This window comes from Clostridium sp. UBA7791, assembly GCF_002480755.1.
GTDB lineage: Bacteria > Bacillota > Clostridia > Clostridiales > Clostridiaceae > Clostridium_J > Clostridium_J sulfidigenes.
The window spans coordinates 703,702-729,959 of record NZ_DLCT01000003.1 but is presented as its reverse complement, the minus strand read 5'-3'; the positions used below and the strand labels follow the sequence as shown (position 1 = coordinate 729,959).

At 28.9% G+C, this 26,258-nt stretch carries 19 protein-coding genes and 2 riboswitches; of the genes, 9 read left to right on the top strand and 10 right to left on the bottom strand.

Annotated elements, in window-relative coordinates:
* Window positions 1–12: 12 nt before the first annotated feature.
* Entirely contained in the window at window positions 13–1,938 is a 1,926-nt protein-coding gene (locus tag B3Z56_RS05110; RefSeq protein ID WP_346878376.1) for an OPT family oligopeptide transporter, read from the bottom strand.
* Window positions 1,939–2,225: 287 nt separating this feature from the next.
* Window positions 2,226–2,732, bottom strand: coding sequence for a signal peptidase I (lepB, locus tag B3Z56_RS05105; protein ID WP_346848934.1), 507 nt, complete (start codon window positions 2,730–2,732; stop codon window positions 2,226–2,228).
* Between the two features lie 255 nt (window positions 2,733–2,987).
* Here lepB and B3Z56_RS05100 point away from each other — a divergent pair, with 255 nt between their 5' ends.
* Together B3Z56_RS05100 and B3Z56_RS05095 are read left to right on the top strand one after the other, a co-directional pair.
* A complete protein-coding gene (locus tag B3Z56_RS05100) occupies window positions 2,988–3,707 on the top strand; it encodes a hypothetical protein (protein WP_346878375.1) in 720 nt (239 codons plus the stop codon).
* Between the two features lie 205 nt (window positions 3,708–3,912).
* The gene (locus tag B3Z56_RS05095; protein ID WP_346848932.1) at window positions 3,913–4,878 is read left to right on the top strand and encodes a hypothetical protein; all 966 of its coding nucleotides are present in this window, start codon (window positions 3,913–3,915) and stop codon (window positions 4,876–4,878) included.
* Between the two features lie 38 nt (window positions 4,879–4,916).
* Here the strand turns inward: B3Z56_RS05095 and B3Z56_RS05090 are convergent, their stop codons facing one another.
* The gene (locus tag B3Z56_RS05090) at window positions 4,917–6,086 is read right to left on the bottom strand and encodes a CD0519/CD1768 family membrane protein (protein WP_346848931.1); all 1,170 of its coding nucleotides are present in this window, start codon (window positions 6,084–6,086) and stop codon (window positions 4,917–4,919) included.
* A 323-nt stretch (window positions 6,087–6,409) separates the two neighbouring features.
* On the bottom strand, window positions 6,410–7,144 hold the full coding sequence (locus B3Z56_RS05085; protein WP_346848930.1) for an acyl-[acyl-carrier-protein] thioesterase: 735 nt from the start codon (window positions 7,142–7,144) through the stop codon (window positions 6,410–6,412).
* Between the two features lie 124 nt (window positions 7,145–7,268).
* On the opposite strand from B3Z56_RS05085, the gene B3Z56_RS05080 reads away from it, so the two are divergent.
* Complete coding sequence (locus B3Z56_RS05080) at window positions 7,269–8,570, top strand: ectonucleotide pyrophosphatase/phosphodiesterase (protein WP_346848929.1); 1,302 nt, start codon at window positions 7,269–7,271, stop codon at window positions 8,568–8,570.
* A 72-nt stretch (window positions 8,571–8,642) separates the two neighbouring features.
* Here B3Z56_RS05080 and B3Z56_RS05075 read toward each other — a convergent pair whose 3' ends face one another.
* Window positions 8,643–9,158, bottom strand: coding sequence for a phosphatase PAP2 family protein (locus tag B3Z56_RS05075; protein WP_346848928.1), 516 nt, complete (start codon window positions 9,156–9,158; stop codon window positions 8,643–8,645).
* 231 nt (window positions 9,159–9,389) lie between these two features.
* Here B3Z56_RS05075 and B3Z56_RS05070 point away from each other — a divergent pair, with 231 nt between their 5' ends.
* The 3 genes from B3Z56_RS05070 to B3Z56_RS05060 all read left to right on the top strand — a co-directional run bounded on the left by B3Z56_RS05070 (window position 9,390) and on the right by B3Z56_RS05060 (window position 16,648).
* On the top strand, window positions 9,390–14,243 hold the full coding sequence (locus tag B3Z56_RS05070; protein WP_346878374.1) for a cytidyltransferase: 4,854 nt from the start codon (window positions 9,390–9,392) through the stop codon (window positions 14,241–14,243).
* 14 nt (window positions 14,244–14,257) lie between these two features.
* Window positions 14,258–15,517: a lactate/malate family dehydrogenase gene (locus B3Z56_RS05065; protein ID WP_346848926.1), complete on the top strand. Its 1,260-nt coding sequence runs from the start codon at window positions 14,258–14,260 to the stop codon at window positions 15,515–15,517.
* Window positions 15,518–15,595: 78 nt separating this feature from the next.
* Window positions 15,596–16,648 carry a flavodoxin family protein gene (locus B3Z56_RS05060; protein ID WP_346848997.1) on the top strand — a complete coding sequence of 351 codons (1,053 nt, stop codon included), beginning with the start codon at window positions 15,596–15,598 and terminating at the stop codon, window positions 16,646–16,648.
* A gap of 71 nt (window positions 16,649–16,719) precedes the next feature.
* Here the strand turns inward: B3Z56_RS05060 and B3Z56_RS05055 are convergent, their stop codons facing one another.
* Together B3Z56_RS05055 and B3Z56_RS05050 are read right to left on the bottom strand one after the other, a co-directional pair.
* Entirely contained in the window at window positions 16,720–17,025 is a 306-nt protein-coding gene (locus B3Z56_RS05055) for a rhodanese-like domain-containing protein (protein WP_051824021.1), read from the bottom strand.
* 73 nt (window positions 17,026–17,098) lie between these two features.
* Complete coding sequence (locus B3Z56_RS05050; RefSeq protein WP_346848925.1) at window positions 17,099–18,271, bottom strand: AI-2E family transporter; 1,173 nt, start codon at window positions 18,269–18,271, stop codon at window positions 17,099–17,101.
* Between the two features lie 235 nt (window positions 18,272–18,506).
* Between B3Z56_RS05050 and B3Z56_RS05045 the strand changes: the two genes are divergently transcribed.
* Window positions 18,507–19,319: a DUF368 domain-containing protein gene (locus tag B3Z56_RS05045; RefSeq protein ID WP_346848924.1), complete on the top strand. Its 813-nt coding sequence runs from the start codon at window positions 18,507–18,509 to the stop codon at window positions 19,317–19,319.
* A 47-nt stretch (window positions 19,320–19,366) separates the two neighbouring features.
* On the opposite strand, the gene B3Z56_RS05040 is transcribed toward B3Z56_RS05045, so the two are convergent.
* From B3Z56_RS05040 to B3Z56_RS05030, 3 genes are all read right to left on the bottom strand, one after another.
* Complete coding sequence (locus B3Z56_RS05040; protein WP_346878373.1) at window positions 19,367–20,092, bottom strand: hypothetical protein; 726 nt, start codon at window positions 20,090–20,092, stop codon at window positions 19,367–19,369.
* 280 nt (window positions 20,093–20,372) lie between these two features.
* On the bottom strand, window positions 20,373–21,536 hold the full coding sequence (locus B3Z56_RS05035) for an iron-containing alcohol dehydrogenase (RefSeq protein WP_346848922.1): 1,164 nt from the start codon (window positions 21,534–21,536) through the stop codon (window positions 20,373–20,375).
* Window positions 21,537–21,621: 85 nt separating this feature from the next.
* Window positions 21,622–22,626, bottom strand: coding sequence for a M42 family metallopeptidase (locus tag B3Z56_RS05030; RefSeq protein WP_346878372.1), 1,005 nt, complete (start codon window positions 22,624–22,626; stop codon window positions 21,622–21,624).
* Between the two features lie 161 nt (window positions 22,627–22,787).
* Window positions 22,788–22,845, top strand: a riboswitch (Fluoride riboswitch).
* A gap of 145 nt (window positions 22,846–22,990) precedes the next feature.
* Here B3Z56_RS05030 and B3Z56_RS05025 point away from each other — a divergent pair.
* Together B3Z56_RS05025 and mgtE are read left to right on the top strand one after the other, a co-directional pair.
* Window positions 22,991–24,175 carry a cation:proton antiporter gene (locus tag B3Z56_RS05025; RefSeq protein ID WP_346848920.1) on the top strand — a complete coding sequence of 395 codons (1,185 nt, stop codon included), beginning with the start codon at window positions 22,991–22,993 and terminating at the stop codon, window positions 24,173–24,175.
* A 142-nt stretch (window positions 24,176–24,317) separates the two neighbouring features.
* Window positions 24,318–24,477: riboswitch (M-box (ykoK) riboswitch) on the top strand.
* 406 nt (window positions 24,478–24,883) lie between these two features.
* The gene (gene mgtE, locus B3Z56_RS05020; protein WP_346848919.1) at window positions 24,884–26,221 is read left to right on the top strand and encodes a magnesium transporter; all 1,338 of its coding nucleotides are present in this window, start codon (window positions 24,884–24,886) and stop codon (window positions 26,219–26,221) included.
* Window positions 26,222–26,258: the final 37 nt, after the last annotated feature.

Genomic DNA, 26,258 nt, shown 5'->3' with positions numbered 1-26,258 from the left:
CATAATTTACCTTTAAGTTCTTTCATTATCTCCACTACAAGAAATAAGATAAATAATTACTCCAAGAATTATAAATATACCTGTTGAGAATATAGAATTTTGGGTTAACCCTTCAAAATTAAGTCCAAAGGCCACATTAAGTCCTAAAGTAGCAAACCCTGCAACTACTATACCCATTAATGCATCTCCAGCAACTAATCCAGAAGATATAAGAATACCTCTCTCTACTTTTTCTTTCATAAGGGATTCATTTTTCTTAAATTTCTTCTCAACAAATATTCTAATTATACCACCTGATAATATACCTGCATTTAAATGTATAGGTAAGTATAAACCAAGCGCAACTGGTAGTACTGGTAGACCAGATATTTCTGAAAATATAGCTATAGATACTCCCACAAACACAAGTACCCAAGGTAATTCACCAGTCATAACACCTTCTATAACCATTGACATAAGAGTAGCTTGTGGTGCTGGCACTGCTTCTGAACCAATTCCATATGTATTATGAAGCATTAATAATACATACCCAGAAACTACAGCACCAAATATTAACCCTAAATACATTCCAATTTGTACTTTCTTTGGAGAACCACCAATTACAAATGTAGTCTTTAAACTTTGAGCTGTACCACCAGCAACAGCTATAGCTACACATACTATACCACCTACCATAACAGCTGTAATCATTCCCTCTTGCCCTATATTGCCAGTTATCTTTAATATGGCTGTAACAAATAGTAAAGTAGCAATAGTCATACCCGATACAGGATTATTTGATGCACCAATTATACCAACCATTCTTGCAGAAACTACTGCAAAGAAGAATGAAAATACTACTGCCATTAGTGAGCCAATTATTCCTACTCTAATTTGTGGCAATAACCATGCAAGAACAAATACCAATATTGCTGAAGCTATCACCCAAACAATTGGCGGATCTTCATTTATTCTAGTAGTTGCACCACTTTCCTTTTTACCTATACCTGACATGGCTTCTTTAAAAGATCTAATAATGGTTGGTGCAGATTTTCCTAAAGAAATAAATCCTCCTGCGGCAACAGCTCCCGCTCCTATATATCTTATATACTTACTCCATATATCTGAAGCTCCCATCTCAGAGATTAACATAGTTGAAGGAAATAAAGGTTCTGGAACTGTACTACCTATATATTTAATAAGTGGTATTAATCCAAGCCAAGCTACAAGAGATCCTCCAAACATAAATGCCGATGCTTTTGTACCTACAATAAAGCCGACCCCTAGAAGTGAAGCTAATGTATCTATTCCAAATACGGAATTTTGATATGCAGGTATAACCCATTCTGGTCTTTCACTCCAAAGAGCAAATCCTCCAGAAGCTAACTTATAACCTCCACCAATTCCGAGACCCATTAAAACCATTTTAAATCCACTACCACCTTCACTTCCATTAACTAAAACTTCAGCTGCAGCCATAGATTCTGGATATACTAAATTTCCATGCTCCTCAACTATTAAAAATTTTCTTAAAGGAGTAACAAAAAATATACCTACTATCCCTCCTAGAAGAGTAACAATAACTATTGTAGAAACCCTTAATGTAATTCCCCATAAAATAATTGCTGGTAGTATAAATATAATTCCACCTGCTATAGATTCTCCAACTGCTGCAATTGAAGCAACCATATTAGCCTCTAATATATTGTTTCTTTTAAACAATCCTTTTAAAATCCCTGTGGCAAGTATTGCCCCAGGAATACCTGCTGAAATTGTAAGACCAACCTTTAATCCTAAATAAGTGTTTGCAGCAGCAAATATCATTGTAAATACTGCACCCATTAGAATAGAATAAACACTTGATTCAGGCATTGCCGTTGTAGTTGATATAAAAGGCATATAATCATCACCTTTTATACCACCATAGGCAGTATGGGATAATCTCTTATTATCTTTCATTTATAATTCCTCCTTTGTAAAATATATTAGTCACATTGATTATGCATCTTTTGACTTATTTTTAATATTTACTTTTCCCCTCATTCCATTACTTACCACTTTATTTTATTGCTGATTTTAGTTATTGTTAAATTCCCTTATACCTTTAAATATATTTTATGGATATGAATTTATCTTTCCCTAAATATAGTTTAATTATTATTGTATTTAGCATAAATTAAAATAAAAAAATGGTGAAATAAATTTCACCACTTCAATACTTCTTTAACATTTTACTTACTTATACACTATTTTAGTTTACCAAACCTATCAAAAGGAAATATAATAAATTTTCCTTCTCCCTGTATGTCTTCAAAAGATATATAAGGATTTTCCCATAATCGTGCATCAATAGAATTTCCTCTATTATCTCCCAAAAATAAATAACAACCTTCTGGTACATTAAAAGAACCTGTAGTATCACTAAAACTACTTACATAACTCTCCTCTAGAAACTCACCATTTATATATACACTTCCATCTGATTGAATTTCTACATTCTCTCCTGGAAGACCTACTACTCTTTTAATCAAGTCTTTATTTAGCTCATCAGAATGAAATACTAAAATATCTCCTCTTTTAATAGATGATGGTTTATAAGTTCTCAATGAAAATATTCTATCTCCTGGTGTAATAGTGGGATACATAGATTTAGTTGGAACATTTACATTGAAAAAAATAAACTTATTTATTAAAAATCCTAAAATTATAGCAATTAATGCTGGTATTATCCATTCTTTAAGAAATTTTATCACTAATTATTCCCCCCAAAGTCATTTTAAGTTTTTTATATTACTATATTACCACATTTTAAACAATAAATATCATCTTATCATATATTCTTTTATTATCTAATTTATTCCCACTTATTAATTTATTTAATAGTAGGTGAAAAACATACCTACTATTAAATTATAAAAACTGCAAATACTAATATCGTAGAATAATTTTATATTTATTAAAATTATTTGATCATATAAACATTTAATTATATAGTGGGAGGTAATATTTTGATTAATAGAAGAATTGTTACTTATAATCAAGAAGAAGATTTTTCTTATTTAAAAACTACTTCTAATCTTTCTACTTCTATTGAAAATATGGATTCAGAACTTTGCATCAAAGAACTAAAAAATATTACCTTAGTTCCTAGAAGTGGAACTCATAATAATTTTAAAATAGGAGAAGAATTTATTATGTATGTAATCTCCGGTGAATTACTATATAGCGATAACATAGGAAATTTAGAAACCCTTTCATCTGGAAATTTTCTTTATATTAATTCTATGGATGGGATAACTTATGATATTTTTAATAGTGGTATTGATTTTCTAGATATTATTGAAATAACCTTATACACCAATAATAACTCTTATATTCAAAAAAAGAATAGTAAATCTCCTATATTAAATAAATATGACTTTAAAAATTCTATTGAAAATCAGTGGATATATGCTATTAGTCCTTTAAATGGTCTGGCTCCTATTAAATCTAATTGTGATATCAATATTTATTTTGCATTACTACATCCTAACAAGGATTTAACTTTTACAATTAACAAAGATAGACAAGGCTATTTATTTCAATGTTATGGAGAAACTGAAATTTGTGCAAGTAATTCTGATAATATTACCTTAACAGGCTCTGACAGCGCTTATATTTCCAATGAAACTTTTGAAGTAAAAGCAAATATTCCTAGCAATATACTTCTCATTGAAACTGCAACTTAGTAAATATTATGGCTATGTGAAATTTATTAGAAATTTTAGCTCTGTAGATTTTTTCTTATACATAGCCTTAATATTTTTTTCTTATCATATCTTCTTTAAAAACTCTTTCTTTAAATTTCAATAGTCTAATATATTTATTATGTGATATTTTATTATTTTTATCGTATAAATAATAAAAGAGTTTTTTGGGGAGGTATCAAGTATTATGAATATTATTGCTATTATAGATATTGGTTCAAATACGGTTCACCTACTAATTGTTAATATAGATGATAAGTCCAATCCAAAGATTATAGATGAAGATAAAGAACATTTAAGACTTGGAGCTACCTTAGCTACCAATAAAATTGTAAGTTCTGAAAAAACCATTCATGTAATAACAGTTTTAAAAAAATTTTTACGTTCTTGTATTATAAATAAAGTTTCTAAAATCATATGTGTAGCTACGGAAGCTTTAAGAGTAGCTGAAAATAGTAACTATGTTCTTGATTTAATAAAAGCTCATACTGGAATTTTAGTTCAGGTTTTATCACCTAAAGAAGAAGCCTATTTATCTTACCTTGGAGTTTTTTCTACTTGTAATCTAGATAAAGGTATAATAATGGACACTGGTGGAAATAGTACAGAATTAATTTTTGTAGAAGAGGGTAAATTTACAAATTACACTAGTATTCCTCTAGGTTCTATAAACATAACTGAGAAAATAAAAGTTAATAAGCGTGGCAGATACTTGAGCTGTGACTACAACGAGGACTTTTTCTATAAGCTATTTTCTAATATACCTTGGATTGAAAGCTTTTATGGAAGCTCTTTAGTTGGCATTGGCGGAACTTTTAAGAATCTCGGAAAGATATATTCTAATTATTTAACAAATTCATGTTCATCTACTAACACAATAGAATTTTCCAACCCTCATGAACTAAAAACTCTTTGTGAAAGCCTTAAAGTTATAAGTTTAAAAGAGAGAGAAAACTTACAAGGTCTTTCAAAAAAACGTGCTGATATTATATTAGGTGGATGTGAAATAATAACTCATATTGTAAACTATTGTAACTTCTATAACATTATTATATGTAGTGAAGGCTTAAGGACTGGTATATTAAATAATTATTTAAATTCCACTAATCAACCCATTGAAGCGCATATAAATGCATATGTATGTCCATTATAATAAAAATAAAAACCACTCTAAAAAGGTGGTTTTTATTTTTATATGAATTTTGATATAAGTAAATATATAAAGTGAGCTGACATACCTGCTATTAATCCACCAAAGGTATGACTAACAATAGCTTTACCTGTTAATTCTCTACACTTTAAACCATCCATCATCGCAACGTGAGTACTTAAATATCCACTCCAACACATCCCCATAGCTGTAAATACTGCAATTTCATTACCACCTATTAATCCATTTTGTAACATTTCCGGTACTAAACCAATTGCAGCTCCTGCTGCCCCTAAAGATGTTATCGGGAAAGCTATAGCTTCAGGACTTTGGAAACCAAATAACGGAACTAATATAAATTGTAGTTTTTCCCCAATCCAAGGTAAGAGTGCGATACCTTCTGATGCAGCTCCAGTGTAAGCTCCAGATGCAGATGGTCCATTAGTAAGCATTAAAACTAAAGTACAAATTATTAAAACTCCTGGAATTATAGCAAGTCCCATTTGTACTCCTGAAGCTCCTCCTTCAAGCATAGCACCAATAAATCTTTCTCCAACACTTCCATCTCTAATTTCTCTATAGTTCATCATGTCAAAACCAGTATCATTGTCTTGTACACACATTTCTTCTTTTCCATAAATTTTCGCGGTTTGTCTAAGCATTAATCTAGTACTTATAATACTTCCTATTACAGCTCCTACATTACCTATTATAGCTGGCAGTATAAAACTTTCTCCTATAGGTGACTTTTGTCCCATCATATAGGTAGTAATAATCAACCCCATTCCAAAGGCTGTTCCTAAATTAGTTAAAGCTGGCAACTGATATTTTTTAAAATATCTTCTAAATCCTTTATCATCTGCTAAAGTAAGTATAGCAGGATTATCAGACAGATAGGTGGTTAAAACTCCTATAGCACTAGCACCAGGCAAATCATAAAGTGGCTTCATTAATGGTGATAACAATTTGTTAATTAAAGATACCACTCCAAATTCTGATAGAAGTGCAGATATAGCTCCTGCCAATACCGCAATAGCCATTATATAAAAAACTGTTTTCATTAATAAGCTATACGCAGTTTCCATTAGGGTATTAAACATATTTATGGTTCCCATAACGCTTCCCATACCTATGAAAAAACCTAAAAATAAAATTAGAAATATAATACCTTCTTTGCTAACGGCCTTTTTCAAACCCTTCTTATGCGTCAATTATTGCTCCCCCTTATTTTAAATTTTAAATCTTTTATGAATATTCCATATTTATTATGAATTATTTACCCATTAATGTCAATGGTTATTATTCGTAAATTTTTTTCACTTTTTATTTCATATTTATAAATATTTTTAAATTAAATTTTATATGTGATTGTTTTCTAAATTTAATTTTCACTTTAATAAATTATATTCTTACATTATGTATTCCTTTACAGTTTTTTATTTATACTATATTAGTTATTTCTTAAAATAAAAGGTATCTAAAAATTTTATTATTTAGATACCTTTATCTTAATGACTTTTCAATACACATTTGTTTAAAACTTTAACCTACATTGAAAAAATTCTTGTTCTGAAATTTCTGAAATTCCATTAATGCAAAAACTATTACTTTCTTTATCCTCAATAAATTTATTCATTATTAACGAATCATCAAATTTAATTTCCTTAATAAAGTTAAGTTGCATATAAGATATTTTCTTTACTCTATGCCAATCTAAAGAAAAGAAATCTTCTATAAAAGAAATATATTTAGCATTATTAACATGATTATTTATATCTATATCATTGTAATATAACTTCCTATTGACAGTTTCTATAGCCTCACCTGGCATCTTTATCTTGTTAAGCTTATTATCAATGACATCCCCTACATTAATATTTATATCTACTGGGCACATGGACGGCTTTTGTGGAAGTCTAGTTTCAATATCTACAATTAAATAATATATCAAAACTCTACCAATAACTTGTCCATCCTTATCCTTAATCTTAAATCTTCTTTTCATAAAAACTTTTTCACGGCCACCTAAACAAGTTTCTACTGTTATATCTTCTCCAACCTTAGGATATCTTTCCATTGTAATTTCAACTCTAGATACTACCCAAAATAATCCTTTATTCATCATAGACTGAAAATCCACCCCCAAAATTTGAGAATGACTTTCTGAAACTTGTTGAACATAATCCATTATTGTAAATAATTTAACATTTCCCTTAAAGTCTCCTTCATGAAACTTTATAGTGAATTGTTCTTTATAATTTAGCTCCAAAATTACACCTTCTTACGCCACTTTTCTTCTTTATTCCTTATTTATATTATCTTACTATGTAGATTTAATAACAAAATTAGTATATCATAATTTATATATAACATAAAGTTAAGGAGAATAAGTTATGAATAATTTAACAAATAAGCACTTGGTTGTTATTTCAATTGATGGATTAAAAGCAGCTGATTTTGATATAATAAGTAACTTACCAACTTTTTCACAATGCATTCAAAAGGGGTCAGTAGTTAGAAATGTTAAATCTATATATCCATCATTAACATATCCAGCTCACACTACCATAGTTACAGGTAAGTATCCTAAAAACCATGGGGTTGTAAACAATAAATTATTAGAACCTGAAAAAGCTGCTCCAGATTGGTTTTGGTTCAGAAAATATGTAAATGGTCCAACACTATATGATATGGCAAAAAGTAGAGGGCTTACTGTAGGATCTATATTTTGGCCTGTTACTGGTAAATCTTCTATAAAATATAATATGCCTGAAATTTTCTCTAACAATAAATATATATCTCAAGAAATGGCATCACTTCTAGGTGGAAGCCCTATATACCAATTCAATTTAAACAGAAAATTCAAACATCTCCTTGATGGTATAAAGGAGCCTAACTTAGATAATTTTGCTACTGCTTGTGCTATAGAAACCATTAAAAAGTATAAACCTAACTTACTTTTACTACATCTCTTAGACCTAGACAGTCAACGTCATGGTTATGGTACTGATTCTAAAGAAGCTGTAGATTCACTTCATCGCCATGATGGAAGATTAGCTGATGTAATAAAAGCTCTGAAAGAAGCTGGTATATATAATAATTCTTCTATAGTTATTTTAGGTGATCATGGATTTCAAGACTTTAATAAAGTTATTACCTTAAACACCCTATTTAAAAATCAAGGGTTAATAAGCATGGGTGATGATAACAGACTTAATTCTTGGAGAGTATATGTAAAATCTTGTGATGGAAGTGCCTATGTATATGTTAAGGATGACTTTAATAAAAATCTCTCCTCAAAAGTTTATAATATTTTAAAAGCCTTATCTCTTGATGAATCTAAGGGAATTGCAAAGATATATAGAAATGATGAGATAATAGATTTAGGTGGTGATCCTAAGGCTACATTTATGATTGAAGCTAAAAGAGGTTTTATTTTTATAGATAAATTTAATGGTACTATAGTGACTTCAACCACTCCTAAAGAGGGAAAATCTAACGGAAATCATGGTTATCATCCTAATAGTCCTGATATCCATACTCTCTTTATTGGATGTGGTGAAGAGTTTAAAGAAAACTTTTTTATGAATAATATGAATTTAGTGGACATAGCCCCTACCCTCTCAAAAGTTTTAGGTATTAAATTTCCAAAATGTGATGGAAGGGTAATTGATGAAATATTGACTATCCATTAATTCTTTAAGAATAATCTATGATGTAATAAAGAGATAAGAATCTAAATTAAATTCTTATCTCTTTCCTAATTATTATACTATCATATGCATACAAAGGGCACTCAAAGTTCCAACTACAACTCCTGCACCTACATCTGTTGGATAATGTACACCAAGATAAACCCTTGAAAATCCCACAAGACTAGCAATTACTATAGATACTACTGCTAATCCAGTAAAGCTTAGTGCAATACTAACTCCAATTGAAAAAGCTGCAGTGGTGTGACCCGATGGAAAGGAATAATCATCTACACCTATCTTCTTTATGTTTAGCGTTGGAAACTTTATATATGGTCGTATCCTATTTTTTACTCTCTTTAAAAAGTGAGTAATACCGCCAGAAGTAATAATTGATAAAGATGCTAGAAATCCTAGGTTCTTAATTTCTTTACTTTTAGACATAACAGTCATCACAACAAAAACCATACAAAATGTGGCAGATCCTAAAAATGTTATATATGGCATAATTTTATCTAAAAACTTGCATCGTAATTTTTTATTTATAAACTGCAATAGTGTTATATCCACTTTTTTTATTAATTCTATCATAGATCCTCCTAAAAACATCATAAATAGATTATATATAAAAATAAGATAAAATAAAAGTTTTTCATTTAATTCTTTCTTATTTCTCTTTTATAATAAATAATTAGATTTTATGAATATATTATTTAGATTATTATTATAGTATATTTATTAGGATAAATGCAGTTTAAATGATAAAATATTTATAAGAAATATGTTTTATACATGTTATATATTGATGTTTAGGAGGTCTCTATGGAAATTTTACAATTAAAAGAAATAAAGAAAAAAATTTTAAGAAAGCTTTATAACTCTCATTTCTTAAAATCTGAAAATATATCACAAAAATTTCTTGATAAGCATATAAACTCACCAGTTTTTTTATACACACTCCAAGACATTTTAGTGGAAAAAGATTTTTCTCCATCTAAAGTTCTTTATCTATGTACTCCTTTATTAAATGATTTATATGAAGATGGTCCTAATGAATGGTTAGTATATTTATATAATTATGCCTTAAGCAAGAATTTTAAAGATGCAGTAACTATAGAATTAGATTCAAAATTAACTTCAGGATGTGAAATATTCCTTAGAATTTATAAGGTTCTATGTAATATAGAAAAATCCATATCTGATTCAGATTGTTGGCAAGCAAACTATCCTTTAATAACTTTAACAGATAGTGAAATTGAAGAACTAGAAAGAAAAGATGAATATTTAAAATTCATTAAAGCCTTTGACCGTGACTATGTATATGAAATGATGAAGCTTAATGGAGAAATATTTAAGTATAATACTTTAGATCACATCTGTGGTGTACATTACCTAGCTATGTTTTTAGCACGCCAACTTAAAACTAAAGGGTTACCTATAGATTTAGGAAGAGTCTCTGGAGCTGCTGCCGGACATGACATTGGAAAATATGGATGTAAAGGTGAAGAGCTAAAACGCGTTCCACATCTCCACTACTATTACACAGACCAATGGTTTAGAAACCACAATATAAATTATATTAGAAATATCGCTATAAATCATTCTACTTGGGATTTAGAACTTGAAAATCTATCTTTAGAATCATTAATACTCATCTATTGTGATTTTAGAGTTAAAAATGCATTTACTAATTCATATCCTACTATGCATATTTTTTCTTTAGAAAACTCTTTTAAAGTAATTCTTCAAAAACTAGAAAATGTTGATGCTAAAAAGGAATCTCGTTATAAAAAAGTATATGGCAAGTTAAAAGACTTCGAAGATTACATAAAGAGTATTGGTGTAAATGTTGATTTAGATTTTAAAGAAGACAATTTAACTTCTGCAAACCCTCCAATATATTCTTTGCTTAGAGGAAAAGAAATAACTGATAGTATGAAACATTTAGCAATAAATCACAATATAAATCTTATGTACTTATTACGTGATGAATATTCGTTAAATACTATATTAGAACAGGCTCGAAGTGAGAATAACTGGAAAAATCTTCGCCAATATATAAGAGTATTAGAAGAATATTGTACTTACTTTACTCAAAAACAAAAGCTACAAACTCTAGAATTTCTTTATGACAATTTAGCTCATAGAGAAGATGACATTCGCCGTCACTGTGCATATCTAATAGGAAAATTAATAGCTATTTTTGATGAAGATTATAGTAAAGAATTACCTAAAAACGTATCTATAGATAAACCTAACATAAATAGTTATCAATTATTTGAAGAGTATATTTCATTAATGCTTTATCCTAGCGGTAAACTAGTAAATGCTCATAAAAACTGGATTGGCTATAATACTAAAATCATGGTTAACTCTGTTTTTATAAATTCCAGAAAAATTTTTATGAAAATATATAGAAGTATTCTCTTGAAACATTATATGTCTCAAAATATAACTTCTTTTGAAACTCAGCTGTATTTACTCTATACCGCAAAGTATATATCTTTTGAGTCCTATGATGAAACTTTAGATTCACTCATAGAATTCATTATTGATAAAGTAAAAAAAAGAAATGTAGTTATAAGATTAGCTGCTCTTGAAAGTTTAAACGATATAATTCCTAAAATACCACCTACTCATTCTATACTTGATTATATGATTAAAAATCTTGGAGAAATTAAAACTAGAAGGAAAAATTCATCTGAAAATTATTTATACTTAAAAATTTTCACAACTCTTAATATGGATGACCATATATTTCTTTTTAAAACTTACTGTAAGGAAGATTATAATAAAATCCCAGATATCCTCCTTAGCAACTTAAAAACAGCTACTAATTGGGTAGTAAAAAAACATCAGATAGATATACTTCTTAATTATACACTCTATATTGCGCCAACTACAGGACTTCATACTTGCATTCACTTTTGTAATATGTTAAAAGTTAGTGCTATGGAAAGTGTTAGAAATAGTGCAGGCTCTTCAATACTTAAAATTATGCCTAACCTAAATGATTCAGAAAGAAATGAAGTAGCTATAGAGCTTTTACGTGGACTAGAAATTGAAGGCCAGAAATTCACAGAATATATATCACCTTTCTTAGGTCAGATAATCTTATGGCTAGCACCTAATGAATTAGATGAAATTATTGATGATTTAAAAAGCAAAATCAAAACTTCAAATGAAGATGTTAAGATACTAATTCTTAAAGCTATAGGAATCTCCTTGTCTAACTATGATGTATATAAATCTCGTTATAATGAAAATGAAAAAATTTATAATGAAAGATTAAAATCAATGTTATCTATTATTTTAAATGGTATAGGTGATTATAAGGATAAGGTTAAACAAGCAGCCATAATCACTCTTGGCAAGGATATATTTGGAAGTTCAACAATTTCTATAAATGATAAGTTATATGTTTTCAAATTAGTAGCTAAAAAAATTCTTACTCTTGTAGGTAATGATGACAATAATAGATTACTTTTACTAACCAATGCAGCTGCTCTAAATCACATCTATAGATTCATAGCAGACTATACTTTTTTAAATGGCGATATTCTTATAGATATACCTAAGAAAATAGCATTTTTCCCTGGTACCTTTGACCCTTTCTCTTTAGGACATAAGAATATTTCTAAAGCAATTCGTGATTTAGGTTATGAAGTATACTTAGCCGTGGATGAATTTTCTTGGTCTAAAAAAACCTTACCTAATCTTTTAAGAAAAATATTAATTAATTTATCAATTTGTGATGAATTTAATATTTATATATACCCTGAAACTATACAAGTGAATATATCTAATACTGATGATTTAAGAATGCTTAAGGAATCATTTTCAGATTCTCAAATATTCTTTGTTTCAGGTAGCGATGTACTTTTAAATGCCTCTTGCTATCGTAATCCTGTGGAAGAGGATTCCATTCATACTTTTAATCACATAATTTTTGAAAGAGGTAATTCAAAAAAACTTTTAGCTGCTAAATCTCTCATAAATGGCACTGTAGAAGTATTAAAACTTCCAGCTAAATACTCTACCATAAGCTCTAGTCAAATCAGAAACTATATAGATAGAAATAGAGATATTTCAACCTTAGTAGATCCTTTAGTTTCTCAATATATTAATGAAAATGGTTTTTACCAACGAGAACCCCTAGATAAGCTATCTCTAAATGAAAGTCACTTAGATTTTGAATTTGTTGATGAAGTTACTGATAATATAATATTAAAATTATTTTCTCATTTAAACCTTAGTAATGAAATGAAATCTATCTTATCAGAACTTAAAGATAAGGAAGCTCCTAAACTAGTAATGATTAAAGATTCTAAAAAAAGTAAAATTCTAGCTATTGCCGCAATGCATTGGGTTCGTTCAAATAATCTTTACGATGAAGTTAAAGATGAGAATATTTCTAGAGCACTTCGTTCCCTATCTACAGGAAGAATGATATTTATAGATGGAATTTATGTTACTGATAGAGAAAAATATAAATTTCTTGAGCAAATTATTTTAACTGAGGCTTTAGCTTATGCTATTTCTAAAGATTATGAATACGCTGTTTTTAATCCATGCCATAGTTCATTATCTAGCTCAACCTTAGTAGAAATAATGCTATCCCAAGGTTTTGTAAATATTGGCTCTGAAAATAAGGAGTCTCCTGTATTAGCAGTTAATATGACTAGTCCATGTATTTTGAACTTAGATGTAGAAAATATTTTAAAAGAACCTTTTAGAAGTAACTCTAAAATTAAGAATGTAATTAATTATAGAAGAAAATTATTGCAAGGTGCTCTTTCAAAATTATATCCTAATGAACTTTTACTTTGCTTTAATAGTGAAGTACTTCATCAAAAAATGATAAGAAATATTTGTGATGAAAATAGTATTTCTACTTATGTAAAAGCATCTAAGGAATATGGTGAAGCTATGTGTGTACCTTATGGTGATATTTTAGATAGAGATTTAGTACCAAATACTGTTACCAAATCCCTTCATACAGAAAAATATTATTATGGTGATATGAAGAACTTCTTTATAGGCGAATCTCCCTATTACCTATCTTTAAATAACCAGATGAAAATGATAAAGTCCTTTAATCGACCAATTTTTTTAGTAGATAACATTCTCCATAAGGGGTATAGAATGAGAGCCTTAGACCCTATACTAATTAATCAAGAAATTAATGTAAAAAAAATCCACTGTGGTATTCTCTCTGGTAGAGGAAAAGATTTAATGGATATGCAAAATAGGCAAGTTTCTAGCGTATACTTCATACCTAGACTCAAAATTTGGTTTAATGAGAATTCTTTATATCCATTTTTAGGTGGAGATGCTATATGGAGAGGAGAATTTCCTAAACGAAACTTAATTCCATCAATTAATAGTATATTACCATACACTTACCCAGTATTTATAAAAAATACTTCCCACGAAAATGTTTATAATTTTTCTAAGGTTTGTCTTGAAAATTCTATAGAAATACTAAAAATACTTGAAAGAGAATATCATAACATATATGGGAGAAATCTAACCCTTTCATCACTAGGCGAAGTTATAACTACTCCTCGAAGTCCAGATATTGGAAAAGGAATTGAATATGATTTATCATCTACTCCATCAGCCCTAGTTGAAAAGGATTTAGAACTACTTACCAGACTTGAAAATATGCTATAAAAGGAGAACTATACATGTTTTACTATATATTTAATAATAATTTAATTATAACTAATGAATTTATAACACGAGATGACTTTATCTCTACAGATGAAAATTTCTGTAAAAACTATACTGGTAAGATCTTTGCTTTAACTTCTATAAATTGTGAAAATTCTAGAAGATCCTTTATAGTCTCTACTGAAAATCTTTTGTTTTTAGAAAAAGAGGATTTAAGTATACTTAACTCCTCTTATAAAATAAATAAAACAATACCTATCTGGCTTAAAAATGCCATTAATGAAAAAAGAGTTATTTCCTTAAATACTAATTATCCAAACTTTCTAGATGTGATAGTCTATTCTACCCCTCTAAAGTGGAAAGTAAATGTAGTTGGTTTAGGAGATGTAGGTGCAACTCTTTTAACCGGCCTTAAACTTCTAGGTAATGATGTAATATCTAGTTTAGGTATTTATGATAAGGATTTTAAAAAAGTGAATCGACTTAACCTTGAATTATCTCAAATTTTATCTTGCGATGGTAAAGAAAACAATCTACAAATTCTTCCCTTAAGGGAAGAAGATTTGTTCAACTGTGATATGTTTGTATTTTGTGTATCTGTAGGTATTCCTCCTATAGGAAAAGAAGAAAAAGATGTAAGACTTGTTCAGTTTGATGGTAACAGAAAAATCCTTAAAGTATATGGACAAATGGCAAGAGATGCAAAATTCAAAGGAATCTTTGCAGTAGTATCTGATCCTGTAGATTTATTATGCAAATCTCTTTTTATTGATAGCAATAAAAATAAGGATAATACCCTTGATTTTCAAGGTCTTGCTCCAGAGCAGATTCGCGGATATGGATTGGGGGTTATGAATGGTAGAGCAGCTTATTATAGTAGTTTAAGGGAAGATACTGCGAATTATTTACAAGAAGGTAGAGCTTTTGGTCCCCATGGTGAAGGATTAATAATTGCTAATAGTATTGAAAACTTCAATGAGTCTGCCTCGGATTTTCTTACTGAAAAGGCTAAAACTGCAAATTTGGAAGTTCGTGCTACCGGATTTAAACCATATATAGCTCCAGCCCTATCTTCTGGTGCTCTCAGCATCCTTGATACAATTAAAGGTAACTTCCACTATTCTTCAAACTTTATTGGTGGTACCTATATGGGGTGCAAAAATAAATTTCTAAATGGATGTACAGAAAACGAAACATTAGATTTACCTTTAGAATTAATGAATAGATTAAAAAATACCTATAATCTTTTAAATGAATTGTATAATAAAAAATAATAAGAATAAACTGTTTATATATCTAATATTTTTTATAACAAAAATGTTATTAATAATACTTTGTTAGGAGGGATAATAATAGAAACTTTATATGTGATATTACCAAATAAAAATACATCTCCTATATTGAATACTATGGTGTCTCATTCACTTAAAAATATACATCATGTAATAATAGATGATGTATGTAATCTTCCTGATTTATCCTATAAAAAATTACTTTTTGTAGCTCAGGTTGAGGATGTTGGTTTTGATATCCCTATGATTAACCTTCTATCAAAACTTCTAGAGAAAGGTAAAGACACCTTACTTGGATCTACCGGTGCTATTCTTATATATAGTATTGATGACCATGGTACAAAACGTTTTGCTCAAGATATTGTATATATTGCTAATAATATGGGATGTGCTTTTATAGGCCATCCTCTAGTAGAAGCCACTAGTTCTTTAAAAAATTTTTTAACGTGGCAAAAGACTATGGATATGTCATTGAATGATATTTGTTATGATCTCTGTAGGAAACTAGTCAATCGCCTTGTAAAGGATAATCCTAAGACTCTTCAAAGTGGAAAGATTTCTGTTATATACTCTAGTCCACATAAATCATCTAATACCTTAGACCTATGGCACCTAGTATCTGATCATATTAATTATTTTCAAATTAATGAAATACAAATTGAAAGAGGAGAAGTGCTAGATTGTATAGGATGTCCTTATAAACTTTGTCTTCATTATGGAAAGAAAAAAGGTTGTTTCTATGGAGGTATTATGACAGAAAATGTTCTTCCCGCCATTGAAGAAAGTGATGCAGTAATTTGGCTATGCCCTAACTATAACGATGCTATAGCAGCTAATTTAACAGCTGTAATAAACCGTCTTACAGCACTATATAGAAGATGTAACTTTTATAATAAATCCATCTTTGCTGTAATAGTATCTGGAAATTCTGGTAGTGATTCTATTGCTAAACAATTAATAGGTGCTCTTAATATAAATAAAGGATTTAGGCTTCCACCTTATTTCTCTATTCGTGCCATAGCTAATGATCCTAAAACGATTTTTTATGTAGAAAATATAAAGATGAAAAGTGAAGATTTCGGTAAAATAATTATAAATAATATAAAGGTGTAGAGATTGCTCTCATACACCTTTATATTATTATTATTTTTATTTACTTACTAGCTACTTTAAATAAATTGAAGCTATTTTTTAAGATCATAACTCCAATTTGTAATACCACCTAAATCACACACATTAGAATAATCTAAGTATTCTAGCATCATTGCAGCTCTAGCACTTTTATTGCCGCTATAGCAATATACACATACAGTTTCATCTTTATTCTGAACTATATCTTCAATGTCATGAGAAATATCACTTAAAGAAATCAATATGGCCCCTTCTATATGTCCTTCTCTGTAAGCCTGTTCATCTCTTAAATCTAGTATAACTAATTTCTCATTGCCATCCATTTTTCTCCTTAATTCTTCTGCTGAAATTTTTCCCATACTTATTATCCTCTCTTTTGCTTCTATTTACAGTACCTACCCTTATATTCATAACTAAATCAGTTTTATTATACTATATAATTGACTTTTTTTTATAAATTCTGTGAACATATACACTTAGTATAGCTGCAATAGGTACTGCCACTATCATTCCAATAGCTCCTGCGTACCCTCCTCCAATGGTTAAAGCAATTAAAGTCCAAACAGCTGGAAGTCCTACACTACCACCTACCACCTTAGGTTGTATAATATTACCATCAATTTGTTGATATATAATTAAAAGTATGAATCCCCAAATTCCAAGTGTAATACTAGAAAACATCCCCAATATAAATGCTACTACTGCTCCTATAGCGGGTCCTATATAAGGAATTACATTGCTTATACCTGCAATTACTCCAACAAGTACAGCAAATGGATGATGAATCATTAACATAAGTATAGATGAAACTATACCTACAATAAGGGCATCAAGTAAAACTCCTCTTACAAATCCTCCTACAACTTCATCTAAATCTATAATAAATTGCTTAAGTACTGTTCCTAACTTTCCTGGTATAAAAGCTCTCCCAAATCTCCTAATAGTTTTAAATAACATCTCTTTATCTTTTAAGAAATAAAATGTAAATATTATACTTAAAACAAAATCTATCATAAATGAACCAAATCCATAAATGCTATTTGTAATTATATTAACTATCTCTTGACCAATAACTGCAAATGCTGCTGTTACCTTATCAATATAAGTACTAATTTGCTGATAATTTATATCTAAAGTAGCAAAATACGAATTCAAGTTATTTATTCCATTCCTTACTACACTCTCATATTGTGGAATATTATTTATTAATGATTTTGCATTCTCTAAAAGAGGTGGAATTATAAAATTAAATATTAATACTACTGATAGTATTATTATAAAAAAAACTAATACGATACTTATAATTCTATATATCCAATTAAATTTATTATTTTCCTTTACACTAACACATTTCTTAATAAAGATTTCAATACGTCTTACTAAAGGAAATAATAAATATGAAATTATAGCTCCTATTATTATGGGTCTTATTACACTTAAAAATCCTAATATTGCATTTTTAATTATATTAATAAAAGTACCACTTCTACTTACTATTTCATAGCCTATAAATAAGGCAATTCCAGCAATAACAGCTACAACTCCAATATTTATATACTTTCTATCTATATCTAACTTTTTATCTATTCTAAACCTATCCCACATATGATTTGCTCCTTTATAAAGCTTGTTTTTATGTTGATTTAATAATATTAAAATTTAAATAATCCATCATATCTGCATTATAACACGAATAACCTAAAATTAACAAAAAATAAATATATTATTAACTTTTAAATAATTAATTTGCAAATTAAAAGAGTTCTCAATATAATTAGAGTAGTTATTTATAACCTTAGTTTAAATTAACTACAAATTTAATTATATGAGGAGATAAAGTATGGAAAATATATTTGTTATTTTAAAAGGAATGGTTATTGGTGTCTCCAATGTTATTCCTGGTGTTAGCGGAGGAACTATGGCGGTAGTTCTAGGTATTTATGATAAACTTATATCTGCTGTAAATAGCTTTTTTAAAGATTGGAAAAAAAATATTTTCTTTCTTGGTGAAATAGCTATAGGTGCAGGCTTAGGTATAATACTATTTAGTAAATTAATTACAAATCTATTAACAAATCACCCTGAGCCAACCAATTTCTTTTTTATAGGATTGATTTTAGGTTCATTTCCTATGCTATATAAAAGAGCAACAAAGGGAAAAGTAAAAAAAATAAATTATCTTTGGTTTCTCTTAACTTTCACATTAATGGTAATTATGTCTATATTTAGTGATGTAGAAGTTAGCACTATAGCTATGACTAGTTTAAGTGTAAAATCTTTTATATCCCTATTCCTAGCAGGATTCATTGCAGCTGCCACTATGATTCTTCCAGGGGTAAGTGGTTCTTTAGTACTTTTGATTATTGGACTATATACTACTTTTACTAATGCAGTTTCTACCTTTAATATTCCTTTACTTATTCCTGGTGGTTTGGGTGTTCTTGTCGGTATATTGACTATGACAAAGCTCATAGAATCCTTTATGAGTAAATATCCTCAACCTGCATATTTTGCTATTTGTGGATTAATTTTAGGTTCTGTCTTTCCAGTATATCCTGGTTTTACTTTTAATTTATCAGGAATGCTATCAATTATAACTTTTTTAATTGGTTTTATACTTACATATATACTTGGGAAAAAAGAAAATAATTAGAACATAAAAAGTAAAGACTGTTTCTAAATTGAAACGGTCTTTATTTTCTATGATAGATTATTTTCGTCCTTTAACCAAATTTTCCATTGAACTTCAAAGTCATCAATAGAACACTTTAATATATTAAAAATATCATCTACATCATAGTTTCTTATAATTTTATTTATTGTTTCCTTACCATAGTTTTCTTCTATATACTTGACTATAGTCCATGCCCATATCTTATATAGACTTTCATTTTCTTGAATTTCATTTAATTGTGGTATCATGTCTTTCTTTATAGCTTCATTTATTACTTTTTTTACTTCACCCTCTTTCCATAATCCAGATAAATACATAGCTATTCCTTGTCCTATCCATGTAGATGAAACTTCTGAATTTAAAGATAGAAATTCATGAAATATATGAACTACCTGACTGTAAATTACTTTTTTAAGCTTATACTCATCATAAGTATAAGTAGATTCTTCTTCATATGCAAAAGGTGATAATATCAACAGATCATTTTTAGATGTAATAGCTACTTGACTTTTCTTAGATTCATTATTCCCCCTAAGTTTTAAAATCATTTTACTTATATAATTATATTCTCTTCTGTTCATAGCTATAATAGCCCTTATAGAAAATCCTTTATCTATTAAATGAAAATAATTTTCTAATTCTTTATATGCATAAAGTATTTCCTCTTTAACTTCTACTACAAATCTCATATCATTTCCAATATAATAAACCGTTATATTTTCATTTTGTACATACCTATAACTTTCTAACATTAATCTACTCCCCCAAACTCCAGTAATATACCCCATTTTTTCTTATATATTCTATAAATACGTTACTATTCCTTTTTATTTTTATAAAATATCTTTAATTAGTATATTATTAAATTTATTAACATTAAATTATACTTTAATTTTGTAAACTATCTTCTGATATACTTATAATTCTTTTAAAATATTTTATAATATAAAATAAAAAACATCACATTAAATAAACTAAGATTCATTTAATGTGATGTTTACTTTAAGTTAATAATATTGTATTCTTATAAGCTTATTCAAAAGCAATTTCTAATATATTATAGATATCATCTCTTTTTAAAGGTTTAAGTGTTCCAATAGGTGCAAGGATTGCAGCATTATCAGCTATAAAATCTAATTCTTCTCTCTTAACTCCCACTTCTTTTAAAGTTATAGGTGCTCCTATCTCCTTATAGAAATCTCTCAGCGCCTCAATACCTTTTAGGGCCTTTTCTTCGTCACTACCTTCATTTATAGTAAATACATGACATGCAAATTTCGCAAATTTCTTAGCATCTTCTTTATAAACATATTTCATCCATGCTGGCATTATAATAGCAAGACCTGAACCATGGGCAATATCATTAAGTACTGAAAGAGAATGTTCTATAGAATGAGATGCCCAATCACCTTTCCTTCCAACTCCATTCAATCCATTTAAGGCTAAAGTTGCTGCAAAAGCAAGTTCACTTCGTGATTTATAATTGTTGCTATCTTTTAATAACTCTCTAGTATGTGTAATTACAGTTCTTATAATACCTTCTGAAAGTTCATCAAGCATATCAGTACTTTCTGTTCCACCATAATAAGCTTCAAATACGTGACTTATAGCATCTATTGCTCCATTAGCCGTTTGATTGGATGGAAGAGATCTTTGAACTGAAGGATCTAAAATAGATACTTTAGGATATAATAAAGGTGAACCAAAGCTCCACTTTTTACCTTCATCTTCATTAGTTACTACACCACCTGAATTCATCTCAGATCCTGTTGCTGATAGAGTCAATATAGTAAATAGAGGTAGTGCTTTTTTAACACTTCCTTTACCTTCAAATAACTCCCATACATTGCCCTCATAGCATACTCCCGCAGCTATAGCTTTAGACGAATCTATTACACTTCCTCCACCTACAGCTAAAACTCCATCTACCTCATTTTCTTTAGCTAACTTTATGCCTTCTTGAACCTTTGATAATACTGGATTAGGCTTAACTCCTGATAATTTAATATAATCTATGTTATTATTCTCTAAAGATTCTACAACAGTATCATAAACTCCATTTTTCATTATGGAGCCTTTTCCATATACTATTAATACCTTTCTAATTCCACTCTTAACTAAATGTTCTCCTATAGTTTCTATTGTACTTTCTCCAAATACTAATTTAGTTGGATTATAAAGTGTAAAGTTTAACATATGCTTTCCTCCTCTTATACTTATATTGTTTGTAACAAACATCTCTTTATTTAATTCTATCGTAAATTAAACTTTATATTTAATTCTATTCTTCGTCAAAGTTAAATTCTCTATTTACATAATTCACTAAAAGATCTATGGATGCATTTGTATCATCCATACTTAGTAACGCATTAGGTCCATGTACATATCTAGTTGCTACTGATATACCTGTGGCCCTAACTCCAAAGTTGGATTTATTGATAGCTCCTGCATCTGTACCACCACCATCAATAACATCCAATTGATATTTAATGTTATTTTCCTTAGCACAATTGACCATCTCTTCTACTAAATATTCATTGCATATAACTGAACCATCTGAAACCTTAATCGCAGTTCCTTCCCCAACTTTATTGCTACCTTCTGGGCAATTAGGAAAATCATGCGCAGTTGTAACATCTAGAGCTATTCCTAAGTCTGGATTAATTCTATTAGCTGCAACAGTAGCTCCTCTAAGACCAACTTCTTCTTGTGTTGAAAATACAAAGTATAAATCATTATACGGCTTATTGATTTTCTTTAAAGCTTCCACTAATATATAGCATCCAATTCTATCATCTAGCGCTTTACCTGTTATATTGTTTTCCTTAAGCTCTGCATAATCTCCAACATATGCTGCTACATCTCCAACTTTAAGATATTTTTCTGCTTCTTCCTTACTACTAGCTCCAATATCGATATACAATTTTTTAGTATCTGTGGTTAATTCTTTTTCCTTAATTGTGCTAGCTACTAGTCCAATTATTCCATTTCTAAACTTAACTCTATTCATAGATGTACCAATAACCGGGATTCCACCTAATGCTCTAACTCTAATATTCCCCTTATCTTCTATTTTTACAACTTGAAATCCTATCTCATCCATGTGAGCAGAGGCCATAATTTTCTTCTTATTTTCTCCAACTCCTGATTTATAAACTATTAAATTTCCAAGGGCGTCTACAGTAATTTCATCTGCTAACTCCTTAATCTCTTCTCTTATTACGCTTCTTATGTCTTTTTCATATCCACTAACACCAAAGGCATTGATTAATTTTTCTAATAACATAATATTTCCTCCTTATATATGTAAATTTATTCTATATTTATTATGTTATCATAATATTCTATGAAATTCTATAATAATTTCGTATATCGAAATTTTAATTCCCATAAAATTTTATACTTTTAAATATTGATTTTATTTTTAAACATTGATATACTCAAAATATAATTTATGGTGATGGAGTTCACCTTAATCGCAATTGCTAATGACTCCTACAGACAACGCTATGAGTATGTCTGTAGGAGATTTTTATGTGTAAAATAACTAAATTATTAACACCAAATAAATTCTTTCAATATTTTGTGTTAATAATTTATGGTCTTAATCTTGGCATTGTAAAGCTTTAATTTAAAAGGAGGGCTATTTTATGGCTACAAGTATAGCAATTATTATATTACTTGCTATTGTTTCTAACTTTATATTTGAAAAAATTAAACTTCCTGGACTTTTAGGTATGTTAATTTTAGGAATCACTATAGGTCCCTATGGATTTAATTTGGTTCATGGAGATTTACTAAATATCTCTTCTGATTTGCGTAAAATAGCACTTATTGTTATCTTATTAAGAGCTGGGATGGGTATAAAAACGTCCGATTTAAAGAAAATTGGAAAACCTGCAATAAAAATGAGTTGTATACCTGGAATATTAGAAGGTTTTTTTATAGCCTTTATTTCTACTAAATTACTAGGATTCACCTTTATCCAGGGAGGAATCCTTGGATTTATAATTGCTGCCGTATCTCCTGCTGTAGTTGTACCTCAAATGATTAGCCTTATAGATAAAAAAATTGGCACTAATAAGAGCATCCCTACTTTAATATTAGCTGGTGCTTCTATTGATGATGTATTTGCAATTACAATATTAACTAGCTTTCTTGCCTTATATTCTGGTAAGAACGTTAATATCGCTTCCCAACTTTTACAAATACCACTTTCCATAATATTAGGAATAGTACTAGGATTAATATTAGGCTTTGTAATTATATATTTATTTAAAAAGTGTAGTATTAATGATGTAAAAAAGATACTAATTGTGCTAGCTATTTCTATACTTTTAACTACCTTAGAAACTATCTTTAAAGATAAATTATTAATTGCAAGCCTTTTAGGTGTTATGACTATTGGCTTTGTTCTTACTGAGAAACTTCCTAATGTTGCTGCTCCCCTTTCTCAAGGACTTAATACATTATGGATATTTGCAGAAATTCTACTCTTTGTTTTAGTGGGCGCTCAAGTAAACATATCTGTAGCATTCACCTCAGGCGCAATAGGTATAATAATTATTTTTATAGGACTAGTAGGTAGAAGTATTGGAGTTATAATTTCACTTATAGGTACTAATTTAAACGTAAAGGAAAGGATTTTCTGTGTCATCTCCTATATACCTAAAGCTACAGTTCAAGCAGCCATGGGGGCCTTGCCTCTGTCTCTAGGTGTTGTTTCTGGAGATTTTATTCTAGCAATATCTGTATTATCCATTTTAATAACTGCACCTTTAGGTGCTATTGGAATAAAGGTTTCAAGTAAATTCTTATTACACGTTGAGAACTAAAAATGCAATAATACATAATATAGGACTATTTCTTTTAAAATAAATAGTCCTATATTTTATCAAATGAAATGATTTAAAAAAATTCACCTTTTACTGTTGACTTATTTTAAATAAAGTAATATAATTATTTAGTGGAAAATTTTATATACCTCGGTAGGTGAGGTTACTACAAGGATACGGGTTGCTACCGTAAAAGAGTGGAAACACTCTTAACTGGTTAGCAGATTTTGCCGAACAAAGAAGGCTTAATCTAACGCAATTTCATTGCCTTGCAGAGCTAAAACTTGAACGAGACATACTATTATTAGTATTTGCCTGCGTTTTAGTTTACGGAGGTTTTTTTATTTGATAAACTTTAGGAGGTGTAAGAAGCATGGACGATGGTAGTAGTAATATTGACAATGAAGATTTAATAAGTTTATTGTTTAATCCAAAAATAAAACTCTATGTAACTTCTTACCCTCTTTATGGCATAATTTAATTTTACTTTAACTTTTTCAAAGTTAAATCTATCATTAAGAATTTTATGTCCATAAACAGATAGAAATATTACATAGTTATTTATCAAGGCATTAAACATGAGGTTTAATGCTTTTTTATGTCTTCATTGTTTTTTACCCACTACAACCTAGAAATTATAATTTTTCAATTTTAGTCAATACTTATTTTGAACGTTCATAATGTATTGAATTAATAGGAGGGGTAACAATGGAAAACACAATAAAACTAATCAATGAAAAAAAATTCATTGATGCAAGAAAAACTCTTGAAAAAAAGAATGTAGTAGATATAGCTACTTTATTAGGTGAAATGGATAAAGAATCTGTAGTTAAAATTTTTAGAGTACTTCCTAAAGACAAAGCTGCACATGTATTTTCTTATCTAGACCACGAGGAAAGACTATTTATAATTGACTCTATTACCGATAGTGAAATTTCAAATATTATAGATGATTTATTCATTGATGATACTATAGACTTTCTAGAAGAACTACCTGCTAATGTGGTTAAAAAAGTTTTAAAAAATACAGATGAAAATACTCGTAAGATTATAAATCAATTCTTAAAATATCCTGAAAGTTCAGCTGGAAGTATAATGACTATAGAATTTGCTGATTTAAAAAAGCATATGTCTGTAAATGAAGCTATTGCTCATATAAAGAAAACAGGCATAGATAAGGAAACTATTCACACTTGCTATGTTTTAGGCGATAACAGAGAGCTAGAAGGTATTGTTTCTTTAAGAAAACTTATTTTAAGTGATGAAAATATGCTAATAGAAAATTTAATGAAAACTGAATTTATACATGTTAATACTTTAGATGATCAAGAGAATGTAGCTCAACTATTTAAAAAGTATGACTTGTTATCTATCCCAGTTACTGATAATGAAAAAAAATTAGTTGGAATAATCACCATAGATGATATAGTAGATATTATAGACCAAGAAAACACAGAAGACTTCCAAAAAATGGCCGCTATGGAGCCAAATGAAGAAGAATACTTAAAGACCAGTGTTTGGACTCTTTCTAAGCATAGAATAGTTTGGCTTCTTGTATTAATGATTTCAGCAACTTTTACAGGAAACATTATAAGAAAATTCGAAGATGTCCTATCCTCAGTAGTTATTCTTGCTTCCTTCATTCCAATGTTAATGGATACAGGCGGCAATGCCGGATCTCAATCTTCAACTCTTATCATAAGAGGTCTTGCCTTAGGAGATATAAAATTATCTGATGGATTTAAAGTTATATTTAAAGAACTAAGAGTTAGTATCATTACAGGTTCCGTTCTTGCCATAGTAAATTTTATAAGAATATATTATTTTGAAAAAATTAACCTTTTAATTTCTTTCACTGTATGTATAAGCTTATTCTGTACTGTTGTTGTAGCTAAAATAGTAGGTGGTATACTACCCATCTTAGCAAAAAAATTAAAATTAGATCCTGCTATTATGGCAAGCCCATTAATCACAACTATAGTAGATGCGGTTGCACTAACTCTATACTTTACATTATCCGTAAATCTACTACACCTAGCAGTTTAATTTATATTTTAATATAATAAAGGACTATTCTAAGGCA

Bases quoted from the DNA above. Each gene is read 5' to 3' on its own strand.
- B3Z56_RS05030 (WP_346878372.1), bottom strand. From the start codon at position 22,626: ATGTTATTAGAAAAATTAATCAATGCCTTTGGTGTTAGTGGATATGAA.
- mgtE (WP_346848919.1), top strand. From the start codon at position 24,884: ATGGAAAACACAATAAAACTAATCAATGAAAAAAAATTCATTGATGCA.
- B3Z56_RS05050 (WP_346848925.1), bottom strand. From the start codon at position 18,271: ATGTGGGATAGGTTTAGAATAGATAAAAAGTTAGATATAGATAGAAAG.
- B3Z56_RS05065 (WP_346848926.1), top strand. From the start codon at position 14,258: ATGTTTTACTATATATTTAATAATAATTTAATTATAACTAATGAATTT.
- B3Z56_RS05025 (WP_346848920.1), top strand. From the start codon at position 22,991: ATGGCTACAAGTATAGCAATTATTATATTACTTGCTATTGTTTCTAAC.
- B3Z56_RS05075 (WP_346848928.1), bottom strand. From the start codon at position 9,158: ATGATAGAATTAATAAAAAAAGTGGATATAACACTATTGCAGTTTATA.
- B3Z56_RS05070 (WP_346878374.1), top strand. From the start codon at position 9,390: ATGGAAATTTTACAATTAAAAGAAATAAAGAAAAAAATTTTAAGAAAG.
- B3Z56_RS05095 (WP_346848932.1), top strand. From the start codon at position 3,913: ATGAATATTATTGCTATTATAGATATTGGTTCAAATACGGTTCACCTA.
- B3Z56_RS05055 (WP_051824021.1), bottom strand. From the start codon at position 17,025: ATGGGAAAAATTTCAGCAGAAGAATTAAGGAGAAAAATGGATGGCAAT.
- B3Z56_RS05045 (WP_346848924.1), top strand. From the start codon at position 18,507: ATGGAAAATATATTTGTTATTTTAAAAGGAATGGTTATTGGTGTCTCC.
- B3Z56_RS05110 (WP_346878376.1), bottom strand. From the start codon at position 1,938: ATGAAAGATAATAAGAGATTATCCCATACTGCCTATGGTGGTATAAAA.
- B3Z56_RS05035 (WP_346848922.1), bottom strand. From the start codon at position 21,536: ATGTTAAACTTTACACTTTATAATCCAACTAAATTAGTATTTGGAGAA.
- B3Z56_RS05040 (WP_346878373.1), bottom strand. From the start codon at position 20,092: ATGTTAGAAAGTTATAGGTATGTACAAAATGAAAATATAACGGTTTAT.
- B3Z56_RS05080 (WP_346848929.1), top strand. From the start codon at position 7,269: ATGAATAATTTAACAAATAAGCACTTGGTTGTTATTTCAATTGATGGA.